Genomic DNA, 21542 nt, shown 5'->3' on the forward strand with positions numbered 1-21542 from the left:
GTACAAGCTTCCTCAAACGCTGCCGCCGCTCTTTGCGGATGTCGTCAGCAACTGTTGGGAAGTAGCCGCGATAGCGCGATATTCGGGCAGTTCGCGATCGTGGAATGTATTGCGCCTGATCTCGCGATAGATGGTGGAACGGTGACGACCGAGTTGGCGCGCCATTTCATTGATCGGCACCTTGCGTTCGACCAAGTGATAGAGGCGGCGGCGATCCGCCAGATTCAGCTGCGAATAGCTTCGTGACATCCCAAAATCTCCAAGGGGAAACATTGAAATCATTGGCATGTCGCGCTTCGAACTAGAATGTACCCGGCTACATACAAAAGTTGCATAATGTATCGACCGGAACGGCGCTGCACACAGCGAACTGACCCCGGAATTCTATTTTTTTGCCAATACCGAACCGCGGCGTCGCCTCGCCTCCTCGTGCATGTTGACGGGTGTCGCGGCGAGAACGCGGGTGACCAGCGACGTAAGAAAACGGGCCGGGGAAACGTCATCCGGGGTGTGGTTTTCGAGGATCGATACCTTGGGCAGCGCGTTGACGATGCTCTGGACCGTACTGACGGCAAGGTGCGCGATCGCATCGTCGGCTGGATCGGTTATCGGCTGCGGACCCGGCTCCAGTATGCCCTCGCTGGGTTCCTCCTCGACGGTTGCCAGCCGTGCTGTATCGCTTGAATAATCCATCAAGACCAGGCAGGTGGAGTGATACGCGTCGTCCTCCCGCCCAAGCTTGGCCAAGAGGTCGAACAACCACTCGGCCGTCTTGGGCTCCTTGTCCAGGATGTCAGACCTCAGACCGAACAAGAACCCGAGAGCCGCGAGCGGGTGGCGCAAGCGAAGATTCTTGGCGTCGCCGTATGATTCCTCGATGCGGTTCGGCGCATTCTTTCCATAGGAAGAATCCATTCGCTTCGTCGAAATCAACAATTCCGGGCCGGTCACCCAATCGGTGATGATGACGTCAACCTGTTTCAGGTAGTTTTTGCCGAGAATCGAAGCCGAGGAGGAGGTGACGCTGGGAATGGACGTGTTCGATATCAGATGGGATTAAGCCTTGGCTCGAATCGCCGTCGGAAGTGACTTCACGAATGCGGCGACAGGCGCGGGAAGAACGCGTGGGTTGATGGCCTTGGCCAGACTTGGTCCATGCCGAAACCAGCCCTGCGAAGTTCATAGCTGAGCCAGACATCGAGAGCGAGGGCAGGAACTCCGGTTTGGGTTCCCGCTTTCAGGTGGAGCGGAACCCCAAGCAGCAGCGCCAGGGTCTCGTAGTCTGGACGGAAGTACGGCTGGCCGTCCGATCCAAGAATCCAAGGATTGGTGTGTTCCCCGTCAGGTGCGGCAACCGCAACGATGTGGTCAAAAATTTCCCAGGCTTCTGCTTTGGAACTGGGTTTAGCGGCCACTTGCCGCCCTCAAGTTGCGACGCTTTACGAACTCCGCGCGCGCATGCCGGACGACTGCCATTTGTGCGGGCGAAACCTCGCCCTCGCTTAGCAGTACCTGGTCGACGATCTTGACGGCATCCAGCAGCCTTCCCTTGTCCAGAAGTTTTGCCACGCTCCTTTTGACCTCGCGAAGCCCGTCGGCGCGACAGGTAACCAAGGTAGGCGAGGGCATGGCCCAGACGTCGGCCTCCTTCGGCTCGATTTTCAGGATTCCGCCTCCGTAGGCGCGACCGACCATTTCGGCATGCAGCAACGTAATGGAGTTCAAGCTGGCGACAGGGAGGAGCTCGCGGCCCAGGACCCCGTGTGCATCGTTGAGATAGACCCCATGCACGGAATTAAGGTGACGGGCTTGTGCTGCGTTCTCCGTGATCCGAGGCGTGTCCGCGTTCATGCATGTTAGCAACAGGTCGGCGGGGGAAACCAGTCGCACACGATACCAAGTCTTGCGGACCCGGCATTTGTAGGCGGTGTCCACGCCTGTCCTATGGCCATCTGCAATGTATGCTGCCGCGGCCGCGGAAGGCGGATCGCTCGGATAGAAGAGGTGGATTGCGTTCCCCTCTTCACCGAGTTTCTTTAGCTGGGCATTCGAAAGAGAGAGGCCCCGCAAATGAGAGCTTCCGGGCGGTGAAAGGCTGAGCAACTCGTCCGGGAGCAGTCCAATCTCAGCTACACGCTGGGGGGAAAGGGTGAAGTATTTGTTGTTTCCCGTTACCATCCCGAGCGTCGTATCGCCCCAGGTTTCCAAGTTCGTGTAGAGGCCAGTTGCGGAGAGCGTCTGCAAAAGATGCATCGCGTCGGCATCGACGAGACTGCTGGTCCACTTGGCCGCTGGGTCGGCCGGTGTCCAGCTCTGTCCAGGACCTAGAGTATCGAGCGTTGCGGCGTTCTTTGTTTGACTGATGGTTGCATAATCCGCCGGTCCGCCGAGATAGCCGTCCGCAAGGAGAAGTACGACATCCGCTTCCGCTTCGGGGAACACTTGCTCGTCGAACAATACGAGTTGCACGTCGCGGAATCGATTGAACAGGAACTTGCGGACGGGAGCGGCATAGTTCACTGAGAGCAGTTCGGCGGGCAACACGAAGGCCAGGCGGCCACCTTTCTTCAGGAACAATGCCGAGTGCACGGTGAATGCTGCCCAACTCGACGCGAGCCCGGTCAGGGAAATGCCGGCCCTGATAGCCGCCTCCCGGGCACGGGCGCGGGCTTCCCCGGTAAAGTCCTGGTATCGGATATAGGGAGGATTTCCGATGACGGCGTCGAACGCTTGATCAGGCGTGACGGCAAAGAAGTCGGACAGTTGGATATTGGCCTCGCCCCCGGCGTCAGCGACCCGCTTGCGGGCAACGTCCGCGCTGTGGGCGTGTATCTCCACGCCATGAACCATCGGGCACGAGCGCCGGCCGGGAGCGAGTTCACGAAGGCGATCGACCGCGGAAACCAAGAATGCAGCGTCGCCAGCGGCAGGCTCCAACACGCGATCGTCAGGCGCGCGAATGGCCCATTTCGAAATGAAACGGGTAATCGCCGGAGGCGTGAAGAATGCGCCTCTTTCCTTGCGGAGAACGGGAGTGTCGATAGGGTCGCGATGGGTAACGAAAGTCACGGCTAGCTCCCGAATCGTGCACGCATGGGTTCGCTGTCTTGCCGGTTACCTATCCTATACAGATGAATTTCTGTCTACTCTTTGTTCTATTTCCAATCTGCCGATCCAGCGGAAAAATTGCGGCAAAACATTGCGCAGCAATGCCCACTTCCATCCAGAACTGTAGTGCGCCTATGGGTGGGTGCAGCCCCTCAAAATCAGGCGCTTAGCGCTCTGGGGTCGACCGTTCGGATCCTTCAAGGCGATCGTCGCTGATCGTTGCGGCCGATGCGCGGGATACCGGCTTCCACGCTCCTCTGGTTGACGACACGCGCTGCGGAGGCACCCGACACTATCGGTTGCCATGGATTATAAGGTCAAAGAACACGGCATCAATCCTCTCAACATCGAACATGCCGACTGGTGCATATTGCCAGCTTCCGATCGTCTCAGTCGGTGGAACTTTGCGGTTCGACTAGCCATCGGGAACGAACAAGGAGCGCCGGGAGTACCAAATCGAATCCTCTAACGTTGCGTTCGGGGCCGAAGTGGAACGGCCGCTTCCTAGATGGCAGCGCCGGCCTTTGTATTCAGCGTAGTGGACCGACTGCAGGGACGACGAACGGAGCGACGGCCCTTACTTCACCGTGATGGCAATGCCGCTGAGATCGGCGTTGACTTGCAGGCCTACCTGCTTGCCTGAGAGTTCGAGTCGGGCGCCCTTGTCATTGGTCATGACGATTACTTGGGCCCCTTTGCCGAGCGCGCCGCCACCGCCCACCGCACCGTAGACCCCCGTCACATCCCGGGCGCGGCGAATGTGGCTAACCGTACCCTGGAAATAGGTCTTCGAAGCCCCGAAGGCGAGGCCGCCCGAGAGGCCCCCGACAGAGATGGGATAGCGGCGACCATGGAAGGTCAGCGTGCCCTCGCCCCCAGAGCCACCCACAAAGAAGGCAGCCTTGTAGACTGAGAAGCTGATCGTACCGCTGTCGGCATGCGCGGAGCCGGCAAAGCTGATTCCTGCTACAGCGATAACCGCAGCCGCGACTGAACGAAATCTGGACGAAATCTTCATTATGCAAATCTCCTCAAAATCGAGGCTTACCCAGCCAGGAGGGCACGTCAGCGTCATGCCAAAGAGTCACAGCTCAAACCGTCTCGCCCGTCATTAGTTCCAGGCACGCGGCCTCAATCCGTCTGGAACAAGGCCGCCACGAAACGAGGTGGATGGCACACATAGTCTCGGTGGCAGGGTCGGTGGCAGCCAACGCTCGGCTGCTTAGGCTCCATCGGCCACGAGCACAGAAACGGGCACGACTGGATCTTCCTTCACGGTCTTGGTAACGATGTAGGTAAAGTAGCGGGCGATGCCGAGTTCGCGGTCGAGAAGCGCGTCGATCAGGCGCTGGTAGGCATCGATATCGGCTGCAACCACCTTCAGGATATAGTCGACGCCGCCGCCGACCGACCAGCAGCAGACGATCTCGCGAATGTCGCGGACGACCCTTTCGAACCGGTCGAAGTCGGCCTGGCGATGGTTGGCCAGGGTGATCTCGACCACCAGGCTGGCTACCGGGGCGACGCGTCGCAGCGACAGGCGTGCATGATAGCCGCTGATGATGCCGGCCCTCTCCAGCTTGCGCAGTCGCATCCAGCACGGCGTTGGAGAGAGGCCCGCCTTTTCGGCGAGCGCGAGTTTGGTGATGCGGCCATCCCGCTGGATGGCGTCAAGGATGCGCAGGTCAATCGCGTCAAGTCTCATGGCAAACTCCTGCGCCGGTATCCGCGTGCTTGCCTTGGTCAGGCCCTGCTGAGCGAGGCCATTTTTTCGGCTTCCATTTCGGCGATGTCCTGGAAGCGGTCGGCGATGCGTGCATGGGCACGACCGCTATCGGAAGCGCCGATGGCAACGATGATCTCATCCGGGCCTGGCGCATCGGCGATCTGGAAATTGGCTGTGAGGAAATGCGATCGCTTGCCGTTCTCACTCTTGTGCATCATCGGCAGGCACAGAAGAGCACCTGGCGCATTGCGGGTATTGGCAAATTCCAGATAGTTGGTGCCGCCGATCGCTTCGCGGAAGGGATTGCCGAACCGCAAAGTATGGATCATCGCCGAGGCATGTTCGATCTCTCCGTTGATCCCGACCGCGGCTGCCTTGCCGCAAGCCTCGATCCTTTCCGGCGCCAGCTGGCGCAATAGCCGGTCGGTCATTTCATGGCTAAGTTCGCCGGCGATGCGGATGATCTCCGGCCGGAGATCGTCGACAAAGCCTCGCCCGGCCCAAGGGTTACGGATTACCGCTGCCACGACAACGATATTGACGGGACGGGAGGCCGCCTTGCCGCCTTCTACGAAGGTCTCTTCCAGGAAAGTGCAAATTTTTCTGATGCCGAGGGTCATTTTCTGAAGCCGCTGATAGTGGAAACTTGCGACAACCTACCGCGATGCCCGGTGAATTCTTCCTATGTTCGGATGAAGAGATGCTTCGAACGATCCTGCGAAAGAAAGCAGACCAATGTGCTGGCCGGCAGCGTCCAAGGCTGATGGGGGCCGGCAGGTTCCATCTCTCCTGATGACTGGATCGCTGCGGCCCTCAAGTAATCGATCTCTGAAATGCCTGCCTTTTGGCGCCCAGATTGCAGACTTTAGATCAGTGGCGAGAAAAATTGCCGCTGCTTTTCCTCTGTATAGGAGAATGCCCCCGCTGCCGGTGCTCCTCATCATGGTCCCGTCAAGAAACGTAATGAGACTGAAGGGGACCCAAATGAAGACGATACTGGCCAATTCGAGCGCTCTGCTTCTCGCGCTGCAGGTTTCTGCAAGTCCGGCTCTTGCGGACACCGTAAAACTAGACGCACTCATCGAACAAAAATATTCTGAACTTGAAAGGGTTTACCGGGATATCCATTCCAATCCCGAACTCGGATTTCACGAAACTCGGACGGCAAAGCTGCTGGCAACTGAACTTCACAAGCTCGGCTTCGAGGTAACTGCAGGCCTCGGTGTCGAATCCGCTCTCGTCGGCGTCTTCAGGAATGGTGACGGACCGACGATTATGCTTCGCACCGAACTCGATGCCCTTCCGATGGAGGAAAAGACCGGACTTGACTATGCTAGCCGGGTACAGGTGCCGGCAACCCAGTGGCCCGGGAACACCGACGCCGCAAAGGTTTTTGTCGCCCACAGCTGCGGCCACGATATCCACATGGCGTCATGGCTCGGGGCTGCGCAATTGTTGGTCGACATGAAGGATCATTGGCGCGGCACGCTCCTTTTGGTCGGCGAGCCAGCCGAAGAAATCGGCGGCGGCGCGACGGCGATGCTCAAGGCGGGACTGTTCGAGAAGTTCCCAAAGCCGGATTTCGGTTTCGCGGTGCATGTGAACGGCGAGCCTGCCGGCAAGATTACCGTGAAGGACGGGGCCTTCAGCGGAAACTCCGATACGTTTGACCTGACCTTCAAAGGCCGAGGGGCGCACGGTAGCGCACCACACCTTTCGATCGACCCGATCGTATTGGGCGCCCGCTTCGTCACCGATATCCAGGCCGTCGTCAGTCGCGAGAAAGACCCACGCGAGCCCGGTGTGATCACAATCGGCAGCTTTCAGGCGGGGACAGCCGGCAACATCATCCCTGATCAGGCCAAGCTCAAGCTGACGATGCGTTCGACCACGCCAGAGACCCGCAAGCTGCTGCTTGAAGCAATGCATAGGGTGGCCGGCACGACGGCACAATCGGCCAAGGCCCCGGAGCCGGAATTGCTGCGCATCGGCGGCGGCGCTGTGGCCGGCACAAATTCGTCGCAGCTGATCGGTGACATCAAGCCGGCATTGGATAGGTCTTTCGCAGATATCGTGTATGTACCAGCCGCCGTGCAGCCAACGCTTGGAGTGGAAACCTATCCCGAGTTCATCGAGGCGGGCGTGCCCTCGATCTTTTATTGGATCGGCGGGAGTTCTCCCGAACAGATCGAAGAAGCCCTGCATGAAAACAGACCTGTTGCTTCCAACCATTCGCCCTTCTTTGCGCCGGCTCCGGAGACGTCCATCAAGACCGGTGCAAAGATCCTTGCGATCTCTGTGCTCCAGAAGGCGGCCGTGGACTAAGACATAGTTCGGCAACAACTCCAGCTTTCGTGGTCATAGGGAGCCCGGTGGCCACGAGGTCTGAATACACTCGCATGACACGTGCTGGATGCGGGCTCGGATAAGTACGCCGGAGATTGATTGTCTGCACCTGCGGAAGCCAGGTTTTGGTTCCTATGTTTCGTCGGATCAACCGTCCAAATTTTCCTATGAAAGATAGTGGATTTATACGGTCTGTGCGCGCATGGTAGTTGACGGAAGTCAAGAGGCGAGCCGATTTGGATCAGAAGTCCCGGATATTGTCGCTCCGCGACGTCGCCAGCCAAATCAACAGCGGCGGCGACTTGCGGACCGTACTGCAGCAGCTCATCGCCGCCGCCTGCCGCCATGCCAACTGGGCCTTGGGATCGATCATGGGCATCGATGCGGCACACGGCTACGCCCATGTGATCGTGCGCCACGATCCCACGCTGATTGATCGGCAACTGCCGGACAAATGGGAACTGGCGACGAGCCCGTCACTGATCGCGCTCCAGCGCAACGAGCCCGTCTATATTCGTGACGCGCGGGAAACGGTCGACTTTCCAGGCTATCGAAAAGAAGCCTTCGAGCGCGACTATCGCACCGTTCTCGTGATGCCGATGAATTGCAGGGACGCGGAGGGCCGCCCTATGGTGCTCAGTGTCATTGCGCGGCAGGTGACGGAGGTCTCAGAGGATGATCTCGCCTTTCTCGGGTCGATCATCCACCTTGGTGCCATTGCGGTCGAGCGCGAACATCAGCTGGAGGCACAAAAAGTGTCTGCGCAGCGTCTGGAGCGGACGCTCAAGGCGCACACCTCGCTTCTGGAGCATGTGTTGAGCGACGGATCGGTGTCATCGCTTTCAGCGATGGTTGGCGCAATGATACCCAACCCAACGGTTGTCGTCGATTTCACGGCAAACCACGTCATGGCCGGCAGGTCGCCGAAGCCGACGCTGATCGATGACAATGGCTGGCAGGATGCGGCCTCGACTTTGCTCGCCCGTGCGCTGATGAAGGCGGCGCGTGATGCGGCCGAAATGGGCGCGAGCGAAGAGACAAGTCTGTTTCTCGATCTCGGCAATCACCGTTTCAAGATTTCCGCGCGCGTCGAAGCGCTCATGGTCGACATGCAATTGGTCGGCGCACTGATCATTTTCCCTTCACCACAGGAATTCAGCGACCTGGATCTGATGATGCTGGATAGCGCCAAATTTGCGTTGAGTGTACAGATGATGCGCAGCTTCATTCGCTTCCGCTTTGAGACGCGAACCCAGACTGAGCTTTTCTTCGAGGTGGTGGAGGGCCGCTGGCGCGACGCGAATGATATCTCCCAGCGTGCTCAGCGCCTTGGGCTTAGTTTCTCCGTGCCTCAGCAGATGATCGTCATCGATTTTCCCGACAAGACCAAGGCTTTCGGCGGCGCGTCCGTCGATGTCGAGCACACGCTTTCGCGCATCATGCAGCAGGCGTCATTGCCGGCGGGTCTGGTCGCCATCGCTGGTGGTGCCGTCTGCCTGGTCCCTTACGACGCCAGCAAGCGACAGGAGCGCCTGGTAAAGCTCACACGCCGCATTGCGGAGGAGTTGGGCCGATATTTTGATGAGGAGCCGATCGTGGTGGCCGGCAATCGCTGCGCGGCGCTCGCCGACTATCCGGCCGCTTGGGAGCGCTGCGCCCGCATGATCCGGATCGGCCGCTCTTTCGGCTTGACCGGATCGCTCGCAGCCCAAGACTTCGGTCCGCTTCCGATGCTGGTCGCTGCTTGCGAGGCCGGCGATGTCCGAGGCTTCGTAGAAGAAAGCATAGGCGCCATTGCCGACCACGACCGCCAGAACGGAACGCCCTACCTGGAAACCTTGTCGGTCTATTTGCAGGAGGGCTGTCGCAGTCAGGCCTGCGCCGATGCGATGGGCCTGCATGTGACAACACTGCGTTACCGGCTGTCGCGCATTCAGGAGCTTTTCGGCATAGATGTCGAAACGCCGGAGAAGCGTTTCGCCGTTGAGCTCGCGATCCGCCTCAACGGCGTCATCGACAATCGCTCCGCCGCCCGCGGCTGATTTTTCCTCCTGGTCTGACCACATGTTGCGCGGCGATCGCAGCGCTCGTTCTCGGCCTGCTTCATGCTCCTATGGATCGGCGGAGACGTTTTCCCTTTGCTCCTACGAAGGCGTGGAAGAATGGTCGGTAACTCGGGGATAGCCTCTACTCAACCTGATGGAGAGGAGGCATTGAGGAATGACCGAGACAGCCGCATCGACCGACGCGCCTATCGATCCCATAGCGCTGCGTCGCGCCTTCGGCACGTTCGTGACCGGTGTTACCGTGATCACGACGCGTGACGAGGACGGCACGCCGCGCGGCATGACCGCAAACTCCTTTACCTCCGTTTCGTTGGACCCGCCTTTGCTGCTCGTCTGCGTGGCGAAGTCGGCATCGAGCTACCACGCCTTCACCAGAGCCGGATGCTTTGCCGTCAACGTTCTGCATGAGGGACAGGTCGATGTTTCCGGGATCTTCGCCTCAAAGTCGCAGGACAAGTTCCAATCGGTGACACATGACCACATCCACACGGGTGCGCCGGTGCTGACAGACAGTTTGACCTGGTTCGACTGCACCACCTCAAACACGGTTGACGCCGGCGACCATGCGATCTTGATCGGTGAGGTTCGCGCCTTCGGCACCAGCCCGACTGCGCCGCTTGGCTTCTGCAGGGGGCGCTACGCCAGCGTGAAGGATCCGCTGCCGAATGGCTGGCTTGCTTCTCATGGCATGATCATCGGCTATCTCATCGAAGCTGGCGATCGTCTGCTGCTGCGCTCGGACGGCAAGGGCAGCTGGGTGCTGCCATCGGCACGGCGTCGAAAGGCGGATAGCCAGCTCGTCGTCGACGGCGGCGATGCGCTTCGCCTCGTACCGGAAGAAACGTTTCTCTATTCCGTATTCGACGTTGCCGACAGCGATCCGGGTTATCTTGTTTACCGCGCCCGCCTGGCCGGCGAGGGGAGCAGCCTGCCTGGTGATCTTCGCTTTTTCCCGATCGACGATTTGCCCTATGACGCGATCGCCACCCATGAACTGCGTTCCATGCTGCGGCGCTATGTGCGCGAGCGGCAGGCGGGGCGCTTCGGCATCTACATGGATTCCGATGACGGCGGTCGCGTCGCGATGATCGACGGCGAGGCCCGTGCCTGGCTTCAAGCCTCCCAAGACCAAGGACAGTGATATGAAGACGACAGTCACCTCCATCGAAGGATCGCGCCAGCTCGTGTTCATCGATGGGCAGTTCGTGAAGCCCAGAAACGGCACGTATATCCAAAGCTATGACCCGACGACGGGCAAGCCCTGGTACGAATTTGCCGATGGCGATGCGGACGATGTCGACGCCGCCGTTGCGGCCGCCAGCACCGCCTTTCGCAACCCGGCGTGGCGGCGCATGACACAGACCGACCGCGGCGGGTTGATGCGCCGTCTCGCCGAGCTCGTGCGTCAGAATGCCGATGCGCTTGCAGCAATCGAGACCCGCGACAACGGCAAGCTGCTCAAGGAAACCACGGCGCAGATGCGCGCCATGCCAGACAGCTACCACTACTTCGCCGGCATGGCCGACAAGCTGCAGGGCGAGACGATCCCGATCAACCGGCTCGACACCTTGAACTTTAATCTTCGCGAACCCTTGGGCGTCATCGGAATGATCACGCCGTGGAATTCGCCGCTGATGTTGCTGACCGGCACGCTGGCGCCATGCCTGGCGATCGGCAACACGGTCGTCATCAAGCCTTCGGAACATGCAACTGCTTCCACGCTGGCGCTTGCCGAGCTGATCCACGAGGCGGGTTTTCCAGCCGGCGTCGTCAATGTGGTAACGGGTACGGGAAAAAGCGCCGGGGAGGCGCTGACGCGCCACCCCGGTGTCGCGAAATATGTCTTTACGGGCAGCACAGCCACCGGTCGACGGATCGCGGGCAATGCAGCTGAGAACCTCATTCCCTGCTCAATGGAGCTTGGTGGTAAGTCGCCCCATGTGGTCTTCGGGGATGTCGATATCGAACATGCCGTAAATGGCGTCGTCTCCGGCGTCTTCGCGGCTGCCGGCCAGACCTGCGTGGCAGGCTCACGCTGCTTTGTCGAGGCGGGTGCCTACGCCAGGTTCATCGACGCGCTCGTCGCCAGGACCGAGCAGATCTGCGTCGGCCTGCCGACGGCCGACGACACGGATATCGGCCCGCTCGCGCTCGCCGACCAACTTACGAAAGTGGAGGGCTACGTCGCATCCGGCGTCAGGGAAGGCGCGAAGATCGCCACAGGCGGCCGCCGACCCCAGCGAGAAGGACTTGCTGAAGGAGGCTGGTACTTCGAGCCGACCGTCATGATCGACGCGCAGAACGACATGACCTTCATGCGCGACGAACTCTTCGGCCCTGTGGTCGGGGTCATGCCGTTCCGCGACGAGGAGGAGATGATCCAACTCGCCAACGACACGCGCTATGGCCTCGCCTCTGGCATCTGGACCAAGGACATCGATCGGGCGCTGCGCTTCGCCAATCGGATCGACGCCGGCACGGTGTGGATCAACACTTATCGATCCGCCTCCTTCATGTCCGCCAATGGCGGCTTCAAGGAAAGCGGCTACGGCCGGCGTGGCGGCTTCGAGGTCATGCACGAGTTCTCGCGGCTGAAGAACGTCATCGTCGATTACTCCGGCGCGATGCAGGACCCCTTCGTCATTCGCTTGAAGTAACGACAAACGCACCGGCACACGAAAGGCAGAAAACCATGAAGTTCGCAGTTTCCCTCACGATGGAACGCTTCTCTCCGGACGTACCGATGGAGCGGGTGAAGAGCAACCTGCTTCAGCTCGCGCGAGTTGCCGATGAAGGCGGTTTCGAGGCGCTGTGGACCGCCGAGCATCATACGCTTGAATGCACGATTTCTCCGAACCCGTTCCAGACGCTCGTCTGGCTCGCACAGCACACGGATCGGATTCGGCTAGGCACATCCACGCTGGTTGCACCCTATTGGAACCCGATCCGGCTGGCGGGCGAGTCGGCGCTTTGCGACCATCTGACCAATGGCCGCCTGGAATTCGGCATTGCGCGCGGTTCCTACCAGTATGAGTTCGATCGCATGGCCGGCGGTATGCCGCAGCAAGAAGGCGTCGCCTACATGAAGGAGATCGTCCCGGCCGTAAAGAAGTTGTGGTCCGGCGACTACGCGCATGAAGGGCACTACTGGAAATTCCCTCGGACGGCGGCCGTGCCCAAGCCGCTACAGCAGCCGCATCCGCCGATCTGGGTTGCGGCGCGCGATCCCGGGACATTCGACTGGGCGATTGCGAACGGTGCCAGCATTCTGTCGACGCCGCTCTCTGCGCCGGCTGCTGAAATCCAGGTGCTTTCTGACAAGTTTCACAAAGCGGTCGCTGATCACCCGGAAGTTCCGCGACCGCGCTTCATGATGCAGCGCCGCACCTGCGTCTACGACAGGCCGGATGGTGGGGAACTCGCCGTCAAGCACAGCATGGACTACGGCCGCGCCTTCGAAAACCTCATGCAGAATATCGGCGCGGTGCGCGACGGCTTTCCGGAAGCCGTGCCTTATGAAGCGGTCAAGGGCAAGGATAACTACAATCCGGAAAACATCCGCAAAAACCTGATGTTTGGGACACCGGACGAAGCGATTGAGAAGCTGCTGGCCTATGAAGCGGCTGGCGTCGACCAATATTGTCTTGGCCTGACCTTCAACCTGCCGTTCGAGTTGCAGAAGCGGACGCTGGAGTTGTTCATCTCGGAAATCATGCCGTTCTTTGCGGCGCGCGAGAACGAGCAGAAGCACGTCGCGGTGGGGCGCTGACGATGGCGGGGACCCAACGCCATACCATCGGAGAGGTTACGCTCAATTACCGTATCGACGGTGAGGGCGAGCCGCTCATCTGCATTCACGGCGTCGGATCTTATCTGGAGGCGTGGTCGGGGGTAGTCGAACGGCTGAAGGATCGCTTTACGATCCTGACTTTCGATTTGCGTGGCCACGGCCAGTCAAGCCGGGTCAAGGGGCGATACGAGATCGACGACTTCGTCAATGAGACGTTGGCTCTGGCCGATCAGGCGGGCTTCTCCACCTTCAATCTCGCGGGCTTCTCACTCGGCGGGCTCATCGCCCAGCGTCTTGCCTTGACCCATCTCGGCCGACTGCGCCGGCTTACGCTGCTTTCGACGGTTGCCGGACGAACGTCGGCGGAACGGGAGCGCGTGCTTGAACGCCTGGCGGCACTCAGGGCGGGCACGCCCGCTGATCACCACAACGCGTCGCTGTCGCGCTGGCTGACCGAAGACTTCCAGGAGCGCAATCCCGAGATCATCGCGAGGCTACGATCACGCGATGCCGAAAACGATCCGGATTGTTATGTCGCCGCTTACCGGGTGCTCGCCGAGACGGATTTCGGCGGCTTCCTTGACCAGATCCGTTGCCCGACGCTGATCGCAACCGGTGAGGACGATGCAGGCTCCAATCCTCGGATGGCCCGGTACATGCACGAGCGCATCCCCGGGTCCGCACTCCGGATACTGCCGGGCCTGCGCCATTCCATTCTTGTCGAAGCGCCGGAGCTCGTAGCGACGTTGATGGCCGATTTTCTGAGACAGGGGGACAAAGTCGATGGATGAAGCGCTGCAGGCGAAGGGCGAGGCCGTGAGGCGTAGGGTGCTCGGCGACGACTATGTCGATCGGGCAATCGGCAACAGCGACGCCTTCTCGCGTCCCTTCCAGGATCTTTTGAATGAGTATTGCTGGGGGACAGCCTGGACGGACGAGGGGCTCGATCTCAAGCAGCGCAGCCTCTTCAACCTCGGTATGCTGGCGGCTCTCAACCGCATGCATGAATTCGCCATCCATTTCCGCGGCGCGATCCGCAATGGCCTGACCGACGAGGAACTTCGTGCGGCACTCGTCCAGATCGCGATTTATTGCGGCATTCCCGCGGGCGTCGAAACCTTCCGGATCGCGCGGACTGTGCGTGACGAGATGGACAAGAAAGAAGAGCGCTGACTTCCACGGTTATTAGGAAAGGGCGGCTCCGCGCTGCCTCGTATCGCCGGAAGACAGAAGGGCGTTTGAGAACTCAAGATCACCCCTATGGCAGGAAGAGGACCCTGCCCAAACCAGAACGACAAGAGGGAACGACCGAATGAACACTTTCGCCAGATTGACAGCGGCGGCCGCATCTATGGCCATATCATTCACGGCGCTTCCGGCCAATGCCGGCGCCTTGCTCGAGCGCGTGCTCGACGCAAAGACCTTGAAGGTTGCAACCGACGCCAGCTGGGCGCCGCAGTCCTTCATGAACGACAAAAACGAGATGGACGGTTTCGACATCGATGTTGCCAAGGAAATCGGCAAGCGCCTCGGTGTCGGCGTCGAGTTCGTCACCCCAGGCTGGGATATCATCACCGCCGGCAACTGGCAGGGCCGCTGGGACATGCATGTGGGCTCGATGACGCCGACCAAGGAACGGGCCAAGATATTCGACTTCCCGGCCGTCTACTACTACACGCCGGCGGCGGTCGCTGTGCACAACGATAGTCTCGCCGTCACGTTGATCGACCTGGACGGCAAGGTCGTCGGAACGACGGCAACGTCGACCTTCGAAGCCTACGCGAAGCAGGAACTGACGCTAGATGCCGCTGGGGCTCCCGCCTTCGAATACGCGTTCAAGCCGAAGGAAGTGAAGTCATACGCCAACTCGACAACGGCCTTCGACGACCTGCGCCTCGGCGACGGCGTTCGCGTCGATGCGGTGGTGTCGTCGCTGCCGAGTATTCGCGATGCCATCAAGGCCGGATATCCGATCAAGCAGGTCGGCGATCCGGTCTTCTATGAGCCATTGGCCGTTGCCATCGAGCACGGTGACAAGGAGCTGAACGACAAGATCGCCGAAGCGATCAAGTCGATGCAGACCGACGGCACGCTGAGCAAGCTCTCGGAAAAGTGGTACGGCGTCGACTACACGGTCGTGAAGTAGGCTTGTCTACGTCTGGCGGTCCGGGTTGGTCCGGATCGCCTTTTTGTCCAGAGGGACTAACATGCTCTATCCGGATACCGTTGACTCCGAAATTCTCGTCCACAAGCCTTCGTTCGTGGCGTCGGTTTTCGCAGCCGTCCTGGTCGTCTTCATGGCTTTCAATCTGACCGGGACAACGATGGGCGAACTGATGCGCCCGGTGATAGGCGAGCCGCTGGAGAGCGGCTTCTACGGACGTTTCGCCATTGCTCTCGTCGTGGCGGCGCTCTTCTGCCTGAACATCGTGCTCATCGGCTTCGCCAGTCTCAGGCTGCAGATCGCCATCGTCTGGATGGAGCTTCTGGTGCTGTTTCTCGCCTTCTTCCAGACCTTCCACCTAAGCCTGCCCTTTATCGAGGAGAAGCTGCCTTTCCTGATCGCGCAAGGCCTTGTGACGACCGTCTATGTCTCGGCCGTTTCGATCGTGATTGCCTCGCTCATCGCAATCCTTGGCGCGGTTGCGAAACTTTCGACCAACGGTTTCGCCTATGCGATCGCAAGCTTCTACACATCATTCTTCCGCGGATTGCCGCTTCTGATGCAGGTCTATCTGATCTATCTGGGTCTACCCCAACTCGGCATCATCATCGATGCGGTTCCAGCTGGCATCCTGGCGCTTTCGCTCTGTTACGGCGCTTACATGACCGAAATCTTTCGATCGGGCATTCAAAGCATCGACCGCGGCCAGTGGGAAGCCTCGCGTTCCATCGGCTTTGGCTTCGGGCTTACCATGCGCAAGGTCATCCTGCCGCAGGCGCTGCCCGTCATCATTCCGCCGACCGGCAACCAGTTCATCTCTATGTTGAAGGACAGTTCGCTCGTCTCCGTCATCGGTGTCTGGGAACTTATGTTCCTCGCCCGCACGCTGGGGCAAAAGAGCTTCCAGCACATGGAAATGCTCATATCCGCCGCGATGCTTTACTGGATCATGTCCATCTGCCTCGAACTCATCCAGTCCCGCATCGAACGTCATTACGCCAGGAGCAAGGTCCGATGAGTGCTGAGACTATCATCGACGTCAGGAACGTTTCCAAATGGTACGGTGCCTTTCAGGTCCTGACGCATATCAACCTGACGGTCCGCAAGGGCGAGCGCATCGTCGTCTGCGGCCCTTCCGGCTCCGGCAAGTCGACCCTCATCCGCTGTTGCAACCGCCTTGAGGCACACCAGGAGGGTGAGATCGTCGTCAACGGTATCAGCCTGCACAGCAAGATGCGCAATGTCTCCGAAGTGCGGCGCAATGTCGGCATGGTGTTCCAGCACTTCAATCTCTTCCCCCACATGACTGTGCTGATGAACTGCATGGTTGGGCCGATGTGGATCAACGGTGTTCCGGCGGCAGAGGCGCGGGCGCGGGCGTTGACGTTTCTGGAGCGGGTGCGTATCCCCGAACAGGCCAACAAGTACCCTGTGCAGCTTTCCGGCGGCCAGCAGCAGCGCGTGGCAATCGCACGCTCGCTTTGCATGCAACCGGCGGTGATGCTGTTCGACGAGCCGACCTCCGCACTCGATCCTGAAATGGTTTCGGAGGTTCTCGACACAATGACAAGTCTTGCCCGGGACGGCATGACGATGGTCTGCGTTACCCATGAAATGGGGTTTGCCCGAGCTGTTGCTGACCGGGTGATCTTTATGAATTCGGGCCAGATCGTCGAAGAGGGGAGGCCGGAAGAGTTCTTCACTAACCCTCAGCATGAACGTACGAAGCTGTTTCTTAGCCAGATCCTCAAGCATTGAGCGTGAAATAGCATCGATCGATACAACTCTACGCGACAGAAAGATGCCTGTTTTACATCGCACTTACAAACGCCAGAGGGTTTTCAGCAGCTACGTGATGACGGCACGCTGTCTGTCGGCATCACAGCAAGTGGCCAGGATCGTTTTTCTCGCTCTGCCTGAGTACAGGTGCGATTAGGGTTAAGGCTGCTAAGAAGACGATAAAGTCAGTACGGGACAGAAACGCCCTGCTTCCGCCGAAGGCGACCTCCTTGTACATCCGATGTTCTCATTTTTTGCTTCGAAATGGATCGACTTCAGCGCCCTGCGGCGATTGGCCAGCTAGCTGATCTTCCGGGGACGTCCGCCCTTCGCGCCGTTGGCTCGACTTGCCTCGATCTTCGCGGCAGACCGAGATTGCCCTCCTCGGCGCTGAGCCTCCATGAACTTCGCAGTTCCGAATATGCCCTTCATTAAACCGAGGATGGTGAAATCCACGTCTAAGGTTTCCCAATGCAAGCCAGTTTCGCCCAAAAGCTCGACTTCCGCCAACTGGGCAGGCGTTGCATTCTCCAGGCCTTGTATCGATCGGGCAGGCACCATGAAAGCTGCGCCGTTTGTGAAATCCACGACAATGCGGCTGGAAGGTTCATCGAAACGGACCGACGATGGGATCGGGGCGCGTGCACGCTCTGCGTCCCCCTTCGAGGTAGCTTCTCGGCCTGTCGCTGTGAGCATGTTTTCGAACTATCCCGCCCCTGCCTGAAGCCTGTTGCGTAGATCGTCGATCGTTTCGCGGAGGGTATCTAGGGCCTTCGCGTCCAGCGCAACCGCATCGCCGATGCAATGCATGACATGATCGGCCTGCCCCTGCAGGGCGCGGCCTTTCTCCGTCAGGTGCAGAAGCACCTCGCGTTCGTCCTGGGGGTTGCGCGTTCTCGTAATGAACCCGGCAATGTTCAGGCGCTTGAGCAACGGCGTAAGCGTGCTGGAATCAAGGAAGAGATTGTTACCCAGCTCCTTGACGTTCTGCCCGTCGCGTTTCCAGAGCGACACCATGACCAAGTACTGCGGGTACGTCAGGCTCAGCTTGTCCAGCAACGGCCGGTAAAGCTGGGTGAATGCGTGGCTTGCGGAATAGAGGGAAAAGCAGAGCATTCCGGCGACCCCGGGATGGTCGTCTGGCTTCGTCATGGCGATCTCCTTTCCAAACAAATAAATCGTGCACGATTTATTTGCAAGCGGTTGACAACCACGTTTCGGCAGCATAATAGATTGGACACAAATGAATTGCACACAAATAAATAAAACCTAAACCGAGATCCGAACCACGAAGGAAGTCGTCATGTTCAAACTCGCCGCCACCGTTGCCTTTGCCGCCGCCCTCCTTTCCGGCAGTGCACTCGCCCAGCCTGCAAAGCCCACTGTCGTTCTCGTCCACGGCGCTTTCGCCGACTCCTCCAGCTGGAATGGTGTGACGAAGATCCTTCAGAAGGACGGTTACACAGTCGTTGCCGCGGCCAATCCCCTGCGCAGTGTCGCCGGCGATGCGGCCTATGTTTCCGACATCATCTCGAGCATCAAAGGATCTGTCGTCTTGGTCGGGCATTCCTACGGAGGCCAGGTGATCTCGACCGCTGCCAATGGCAAGGACAATGTCAAGTCGCTGGTCTATGTGGCAGCGTTTGCTCCGGAAGCAGGGGAAGCAGCTGCCGATCTCGCCGGTAAGTTCCCGGGCGGAACGCTTGGCCAAGCGCTCGCCGCTCCGGTCAAGCTGGCAGATCGCGGCGTCGATCTTTCCATCGACCAGGTGAAGTTTCATGACCAGTTCGCCCACGACGTTTCGATTGAGGATGCGGCATTGATGGCCGCCGGCCAGCGCCCGATCACCGAAGCCGCCTTGACGGAAAAGTCCGGTTCGCCGGCCTGGAAGACGCTGCCCTCCTACTTCATCTATGGGGATGGCGACAAGAACATCCCTGCGAAGGCACTCGGCTTCATGGCCGAACGGGCAGGCTCAAAGCACACTGTCGTTATCAATGGTGCATCCCATGTGGTGATGGTGTCGCAGCCCAAGGCAGTCGCGGACCTAATCGAAGAGGCTGCACAGTAATCTTTGCAAATTGCTGGTGATCAAAGGCCGCCATCCGGAAGGGTGGCGGCTTTGCCGTAAGAGCACGGCTCAACCAGTCACGTTCGCGAAAATCCATCGGTGTCAGGATGTGCGGCATGCCCAATCGCAACTCACCCAAATCTGCCAATTGCCGAACTCCGATGATGGCTTTAGCGGAATTGAGAGACGTTCCTGTCTCCGGCGGTCGCTGATTTTGTACCGCGACAGTACCGCTTCGCCGGCGGTTCAAATTAGTGCTTGCCAGCCATAACGCGGACAATTATAGTCCGCGTTATGGCGCATATGACGGCAGGTGTGGAATACGGGCTGCATTGTCTCCTGTGGTTGGCAAGTTCGCCCGGAACGCCGCTGAGCAACCGCGACCTGGCGGATTTTCAGGGAATTTCCCCTAGTTTTCTGGCGAAGATATTTCCGAAGCTGGAAAAAGCGGGGATCGTATCCGCTTCCGAGGGTATCAAAGGGGGATATCTGCTCGCAAAGCAGCCTGGAAATATCACGGTTCTGGAGGTTGTTGATGCGATCGAAGGTAGGAAGCCCTTATTCGACTGTCAGGAGATCCGTGGTCGCTGCGCCGTATATCGGGAGCGGCCGCCGTCATGGGCAACGAAAGGCGTATGCGCAATCCACGCGGTGATGTTGCGCGCGGAAAAGGCCATGCGGGATTCTCTTGGAAGCGAGACGTTGGCCGACATTGCCGGCGACTTAAGCCGCAAGGCGCCGCCGGAATTTTCTGACGAAGTCCGTAAATGGCTTGCCGACAGGACGAAGGGCCGAACCCGAAGCGGTGCAATAGAAGACGGAGCATTGTCCTGACGGGCTGGAAAAGCGGACATGGGTTGCGGCTGGCAATTGCAGCCGGGGCTGGCAGAGATGCGGCCGGCTCGGGCAGATGAGGATTTAGAGTGATGAAGGATATATTCATCTTGGCCGGCAACGGCACCCTTCACTCGTCGGCGCGTATTCGGTCGCAGTGCGGCAAGGTTAGCGCGCTGCGCATGGTAGCGCCTACAATCTGCCGGAGTTGATGAGATGGGCACCCCAGCTGTCGTTGCGGATAGTCCGCTGGTTCTTGTAGTCGATGATGACGAAAATGTTCGCAACTCCCTGCAGGAACTCATGGAATCGGTCGGCCTCGACGTCGCCTGTTTCCCTTCGCCCCGCGAACTGATGAGCGCCGGCCTTCCCGACCGGCCCGGGTGTCTGGTGCTCGACGTCCGCATGCCGGGCGCGAGTGGCCTCGATCTGCAGCACCAACTCTCGACGCGTGGGGTAACGAAACCCATCATCTTCCTCACGGGATACGGGGACATACCGATGACCGTGCAGGCCATGAAAGCCGGGGCCGTCGATTTCCTGACGAAACCCGTGCGCGACCAGACGCTGCTCGACGCCGTGATTGCCGGTATTCGGCGGGACGTGGAGCAAAGGGCACAGGCAGAAAACATCCACCAGCATTCCACCCGATTTGCGACCCTTACCCCACGCGAGCGGCAAGTTCTTCGAGAAGTGGCGCGCGGGCGCCTCAACAAGCAGATCGCTTTCGAACTCGGCATCAGCGAGATCACCGTGAAGCTCCACCGCAGCAATATGATGCGCAAGATGCGAACTATTTCCGTCGGAGAACTCATCCGTGCATGGGATTCACTGCCTTCCAGCCTGCGCGAGAAGCCGCAAGCGTGAGCTTACGGCGGCGGCGTCGCGCCGCTTTACGTCCATTCTCATTTCTTAAAAAAATGTTTAGTCGCGGCGCACAGCGCCGCGCGATGTCGTACTTCACTGTTTCGCCAGATACGTGAAGACTGCGAATTCGCTACAAAACTTTGTGCAGCCGATCATGAGCTGAAGCCGTTGCTCTTAACGAACTGCGATTGCGGTGAACTCAGTCAGGGCGCATCCTAATCACCCGATCTATCATACCTGTACTCTGGGACTAGATGGCCGATGCATGTGTTCGATAGGCCGGCGGGCCGCCGTGATGCATTCTCCTGACCGGCCGAAAAGGCTCTAACTGGAGACGGAAGATGCGCGATATCATCAAAGCTCTCGCGCTCGCCGCAGCGGTGGGCACCATAGCTACCGCGTTCGCACAAGCAGCCGATTCCCAGGACAAGCCGACGATCGTGCTGGTGCATGGCGCGTTTGCGGAGTCGAGCGCGAACGACGTGATCGGTGCACTGGCGGTCAACACCGAAACAGCCAGCGGAAATGCGAACGTGACGGCCTCGGTCGACCTCGCCGCCGTCGCTCCGGAGGCAGGTGAATCCAGCGTAAGCCTTTCGGGAGAATTTCCCGGCAGCACGCTGGCCGACGCGTTAACGACGACTACGCTGCCGGAGGGCGGCAAGATCTCTACATTCGGCCGGACCGGTTCCACGATCAGTTTGCCGCCGATGTGCCCGAATGCGCGGCGCGGCTGATGGCAGTTCCTCAACGTCCCGTGGCACAGGTCGCCGAACCGTCGGGCGTCGCCT

Annotated in this window: 22 protein-coding genes and 1 pseudogene; 14 read left to right on the forward strand and 9 right to left on the reverse strand. The window is 59.5% G+C overall.

Annotated elements, in window-relative coordinates:
- The 7 genes and pseudogenes from ASD52_RS19990 to ASD52_RS20015 form a co-directional block, all read right to left on the reverse strand.
- A pseudogene (locus tag ASD52_RS19990) lies at positions 1-249 on the reverse strand (helix-turn-helix domain-containing protein); the annotation flags it as partial.
- Between the two features lie 135 nt (positions 250-384).
- The gene (locus ASD52_RS40170) at positions 385-915 is read right to left on the reverse strand and encodes a hypothetical protein (RefSeq protein ID WP_234908014.1); all 531 of its coding nucleotides are present in this window, start codon (positions 913-915) and stop codon (positions 385-387) included.
- A 176-nt stretch (positions 916-1091) separates the two neighbouring features.
- Positions 1092-1415, reverse strand: coding sequence for a hypothetical protein (locus ASD52_RS40175; RefSeq protein WP_244497492.1), 324 nt, complete (start codon positions 1413-1415; stop codon positions 1092-1094).
- Complete coding sequence (locus tag ASD52_RS20000; RefSeq protein WP_057225305.1) at positions 1405-3069, reverse strand: N-6 DNA methylase; 1665 nt, start codon at positions 3067-3069, stop codon at positions 1405-1407. Before ASD52_RS20000 ends, ASD52_RS40175 begins: the two co-directional genes overlap by 11 nt.
- A gap of 616 nt (positions 3070-3685) precedes the next feature.
- The gene (locus ASD52_RS20005) at positions 3686-4126 is read right to left on the reverse strand and encodes a hypothetical protein (protein ID WP_057213530.1); all 441 of its coding nucleotides are present in this window, start codon (positions 4124-4126) and stop codon (positions 3686-3688) included.
- A gap of 204 nt (positions 4127-4330) precedes the next feature.
- Positions 4331-4813: an Lrp/AsnC family transcriptional regulator gene (locus tag ASD52_RS20010; RefSeq protein WP_057221017.1), complete on the reverse strand. Its 483-nt coding sequence runs from the start codon at positions 4811-4813 to the stop codon at positions 4331-4333.
- Positions 4814-4851: 38 nt separating this feature from the next.
- Positions 4852-5454 (reverse strand): amino acid synthesis family protein, encoded by a 603-nt coding sequence (locus ASD52_RS20015; RefSeq protein WP_057213534.1) that lies wholly within the window; start codon positions 5452-5454, stop codon positions 4852-4854.
- Between the two features lie 364 nt (positions 5455-5818).
- On the opposite strand from ASD52_RS20015, the gene ASD52_RS20020 reads away from it, so the two are divergent.
- The 10 genes from ASD52_RS20020 (at position 5819) to ASD52_RS20065 (ending at position 16958) form a co-directional block, all read left to right on the forward strand.
- Positions 5819-7159: an amidohydrolase gene (locus ASD52_RS20020; protein ID WP_057221018.1), complete on the forward strand. Its 1341-nt coding sequence runs from the start codon at positions 5819-5821 to the stop codon at positions 7157-7159.
- 257 nt (positions 7160-7416) lie between these two features.
- Complete coding sequence (locus ASD52_RS20025) at positions 7417-9222, forward strand: helix-turn-helix domain-containing protein (protein ID WP_057225307.1); 1806 nt, start codon at positions 7417-7419, stop codon at positions 9220-9222.
- Between the two features lie 178 nt (positions 9223-9400).
- A complete protein-coding gene (locus ASD52_RS20030) occupies positions 9401-10387 on the forward strand; it encodes a flavin reductase (protein WP_057208173.1) in 987 nt (328 codons plus the stop codon).
- 1 nt (position 10388) lies between these two features.
- Positions 10389-11903, forward strand: a complete 1515-nt coding sequence (locus tag ASD52_RS20035) for an aldehyde dehydrogenase (RefSeq protein WP_057208175.1) — start codon at positions 10389-10391, stop codon at positions 11901-11903.
- A gap of 35 nt (positions 11904-11938) precedes the next feature.
- Positions 11939-13015, forward strand: coding sequence for an LLM class flavin-dependent oxidoreductase (locus ASD52_RS20040; protein ID WP_057225308.1), 1077 nt, complete (start codon positions 11939-11941; stop codon positions 13013-13015).
- A 2-nt stretch (positions 13016-13017) separates the two neighbouring features.
- Positions 13018-13827, forward strand: a complete 810-nt coding sequence (locus ASD52_RS20045; protein WP_057225310.1) for an alpha/beta fold hydrolase — start codon at positions 13018-13020, stop codon at positions 13825-13827.
- A complete protein-coding gene (locus ASD52_RS20050; protein ID WP_057225312.1) occupies positions 13820-14209 on the forward strand; it encodes a carboxymuconolactone decarboxylase family protein in 390 nt (129 codons plus the stop codon). Before ASD52_RS20045 ends, ASD52_RS20050 begins: the two co-directional genes overlap by 8 nt.
- Positions 14210-14348: 139 nt before the next feature.
- Positions 14349-15182, forward strand: a complete 834-nt coding sequence (locus ASD52_RS20055) for a transporter substrate-binding domain-containing protein (protein WP_057225314.1) — start codon at positions 14349-14351, stop codon at positions 15180-15182.
- Positions 15183-15243: 61 nt separating this feature from the next.
- On the forward strand, positions 15244-16218 hold the full coding sequence (locus ASD52_RS20060; protein WP_057225316.1) for an amino acid ABC transporter permease: 975 nt from the start codon (positions 15244-15246) through the stop codon (positions 16216-16218).
- The gene (locus tag ASD52_RS20065; protein WP_057225317.1) at positions 16215-16958 is read left to right on the forward strand and encodes an amino acid ABC transporter ATP-binding protein; all 744 of its coding nucleotides are present in this window, start codon (positions 16215-16217) and stop codon (positions 16956-16958) included. Before ASD52_RS20060 ends, ASD52_RS20065 begins: the two co-directional genes overlap by 4 nt.
- Before the next feature lie 321 nt (positions 16959-17279).
- On the opposite strand, the gene ASD52_RS20070 is transcribed toward ASD52_RS20065, so the two are convergent.
- Entirely contained in the window at positions 17280-17675 is a 396-nt protein-coding gene (locus tag ASD52_RS20070) for a DUF2442 domain-containing protein (RefSeq protein ID WP_057221019.1), read from the reverse strand.
- 9 nt (positions 17676-17684) lie between these two features.
- Positions 17685-18131: a MarR family transcriptional regulator gene (locus tag ASD52_RS20075; RefSeq protein ID WP_057225319.1), complete on the reverse strand. Its 447-nt coding sequence runs from the start codon at positions 18129-18131 to the stop codon at positions 17685-17687.
- A 151-nt stretch (positions 18132-18282) separates the two neighbouring features.
- Here ASD52_RS20075 and ASD52_RS20080 point away from each other — a divergent pair, with 151 nt between their 5' ends.
- From ASD52_RS20080 to ASD52_RS40785, 4 genes are all read left to right on the forward strand, one after another.
- Positions 18283-19050, forward strand: coding sequence for an alpha/beta hydrolase (locus ASD52_RS20080; protein ID WP_057225321.1), 768 nt, complete (start codon positions 18283-18285; stop codon positions 19048-19050).
- A gap of 294 nt (positions 19051-19344) precedes the next feature.
- Complete coding sequence (locus tag ASD52_RS20085; RefSeq protein WP_057208198.1) at positions 19345-19884, forward strand: Rrf2 family transcriptional regulator; 540 nt, start codon at positions 19345-19347, stop codon at positions 19882-19884.
- A 216-nt stretch (positions 19885-20100) separates the two neighbouring features.
- Positions 20101-20751, forward strand: a complete 651-nt coding sequence (locus ASD52_RS20090) for a response regulator transcription factor (RefSeq protein WP_057225322.1) — start codon at positions 20101-20103, stop codon at positions 20749-20751.
- Positions 20752-21092: 341 nt separating this feature from the next.
- Complete coding sequence (locus ASD52_RS40785) at positions 21093-21488, forward strand: hypothetical protein (protein WP_057225325.1); 396 nt, start codon at positions 21093-21095, stop codon at positions 21486-21488.
- The last annotated feature ends 54 nt before the right edge of the window (positions 21489-21542 follow it).

Source organism: Ensifer sp. Root142 (assembly GCF_001426785.1).
Classification (GTDB): domain Bacteria; phylum Pseudomonadota; class Alphaproteobacteria; order Rhizobiales; family Rhizobiaceae; genus Ensifer; species Ensifer canadensis.